The following is a 2,548-nucleotide window of genomic DNA, read 5'->3' on the forward strand; positions in this document are numbered from 1 at the left end:
CCAGGAGACGTCCACCGGGTCCAGGTCGGGGTGGGTGTCGAGGTGGCTCGCGAGCCGGGTGGCCTGTTCGGCGAGGGCGGCCTGGGAGCGGGCCGAGAGCAGCCAGGGCACCCAGCGCGGCGCGGCGGCACGTGTGGGCGCGGCCGGGTCTGCCGGGGCCTCCTCCAGGATGAGGTGGGCGTTGGTGCCGCTGGCGCCGAACGACGACACGCCGGCGCGGCGCGGCCGGTCGGTCCGGGGCCAGGAGGCGGTGCTGGTGACGAGTTCGACGGAGCCGGAGGCCCAGTCGATGTGCGACGAGGGGGCGTCCACGTGCAGGGTCCGGGGCACTTCGCCGGCGCGCAGCGCGAGCACCGTCTTGATCACTCCGGCCACGCCCGCCGCGGGGCCGGTGTGGCCGATGTTGGACTTCAGCGAGCCCAGCCACAGCGGCTGTTCGCGGTCCTGGCCGTAGGTGGCCAGCAGGGCGTTGGCCTCGATGGGGTCGCCCAGGGTGGTTCCGGTGCCGTGTGCCTCGACGACGTCGACGTCGGCGGCGGTGAGGCCGGCGGCGGCCAGCGCGGAGCGGATGACCCGCTGCTGGGCCGAGCCGTTGGGGGCGGTGAGCCCGGAGGAGGCACCGTCCTGGTTGATCGCCGAGCCGCGGACCACGGCCAGCACGGGGTGGCCGTTGCGGCGGGCGTCGGACAGCCGCTCCAGCAGGACCACGCCCGCGCCCTCGGACCAGCCGATGCCGTCCGCGGCGGCGGCGAACGCCTTGCAGCGGCCGTCGGGGGCGAGGCCCCGCTGCCGGGAGAACTCCACGAAGGCACGCGGGGTCGACATGACCATCACGCCGCCGGCGAGCGCCAGCGAGCACTCGCCGCTGCGCAGCGACTGGCCGGCCAGGTGCAGGGCGACGAGCGAGGACGAGCAGGCGGTGTCCACGCTGACGGCCGGGCCTTCCAGGCCGAGGGTGTAGGCCACCCGGCCGGAGAGCACGCTGGCGTAGTTCCCGGTGCCGAGCAGTCCCTCGTCCACGCCGGCGACCGCGCCGTGCCGTGAGTCGTAGCGCTGGTCGGTGACGCCCGCGAAGACGCCGGTGGCGCTGCCGCGCAGGCCGTGCGGGTCGACGCCGCCGCGCTCGAACGCCTCCCAGGCGACTTCGAGGAACAGCCGCTGCTGCGGGTCCATCGCGAGCGCCTCGCGCGGGCTGATGCCGAAGAAGTCGGCGTCGAAGTCGGCGGCGTCGTGCAGGAAGCCGCCCTGGCGCAGGTAGGTGTGTCCGGCCCGGTCCGGGTCGGGGTCGTAGAGGCCGTCGAGGTCCCAGCCGCGGTCGGTGGGGAAGTCGCCGATGACGTCACGGCCCTCGGCGAGGAGCTGCCACAGGTCGTCGGGGCCGGTGACGCCGCCGGGGAAGCGGCAGGCCATGCCGACCACGGCCAGCGGCTCGTCGGCCGGGGTGGTGCGGACGGCGGGTCGGTCCGGGACGGGCGCGCCGTCGAGCCGGGTGACGAGGTGGTCGGTGAGGGCGGCCGGGTTCGGGTGGTCGAAGACGACGCTGCTGGGCAGCGTCAGGCCGGTCGCCTCGGTCAGCGCGGTGCGCAGGCGGAGGGAGGCGAGGGAGTCGAAGCCGAGGGCGGCGAAGCCGCGGTGCGCTTCGATCGCGGCGGGGTCGGCGTGGCCGAGTACGGCGGCGGTCCGGAGCCGGACCAGGTCCATGACCCGGTGCCGGCGTCCGGCGGGGGTCAGCCCGGCCAGGGAGTCGCGCCAGGGCGTGTCGCCGTCGGCGGTCTGCTGCGCGGGGAGTGTGACGGGGGCGGCGGCCGGGGGCAGCGGGCGCGCCGCGCCGTCGACGGGCGGCCAGTACCGGTCGCGCTGGAAGGCGTAGGTCGGCAGGTCGGCCGGGTGGGCGCCGGTGCCCTGGAAGAAGGCGGCCCAGTCGATGTGCACGCCGTGGGCGTGGGCCTCGGCGAGGTGGGTCAGCAGGGTCGGCAGGCCGGCCCGGTCGCGCTGGAGGGTACCGACGACCACGGCCCCGGTTCCCGTCCGCTCGACGGTCTCCTGGGTGCCGATGGTCAGTACGGGGTGCGGGCTGACCTCGATGAAGCCCCGGTGGCCCTGGGCGAGCAGGGCGGCTACGGCGTCGGCGTAGCGGACGGGCTCGCGGAGGTTGCGGTACCAGTAGCCGGCGTCCAGCGCCGTGCCGTCCGTCCACTCCCCCGTCACGGTGGAGAACAGCGGAACCGTGCCCTCGGCCGGCCGGATGCCCTCCAGGTCGGCCAGCAGCCGGTCGCGGACGGCTTCCACCAGCGCCGAATGCGACGCGTAGTCGACAGCGATGCGCCGGGCCCGTACCTCCCGGTCGGCGCAGTGCGCGAGGAACTCCTCCAGCGCCACGGCCTCACCCGCGACGACGACCGACTCGGGGCCGTTGACGGCAGCAACCACCACCCGGTCCGCCCAAGCGGCCAGCAGCTCCTCGGTGTCGGCCGGCGTGGCGCCGACGGACACCATGCCCCCGGTGCCGGCCAGCGCCGTCAACGCCCGGCTGCGCAGGGCGACGATG

1 protein-coding gene is annotated in these 2,548 nt (G+C 75.9%); it reads right to left on the minus strand.

The window, feature by feature from the left end; all coding sequences use genetic code 11:
- On the minus strand, window positions 1-2,548 hold a 2,548-nt coding region (locus tag V5O46_RS31515), incomplete at both ends, for a beta-ketoacyl synthase N-terminal-like domain-containing protein (RefSeq protein ID WP_332888156.1).

Source organism: Streptomyces poriticola (assembly GCF_036689765.1).
In the GTDB taxonomy this organism is placed as follows: Bacteria; Actinomycetota; Actinomycetes; order Streptomycetales; family Streptomycetaceae; genus Streptomyces; species Streptomyces poriticola.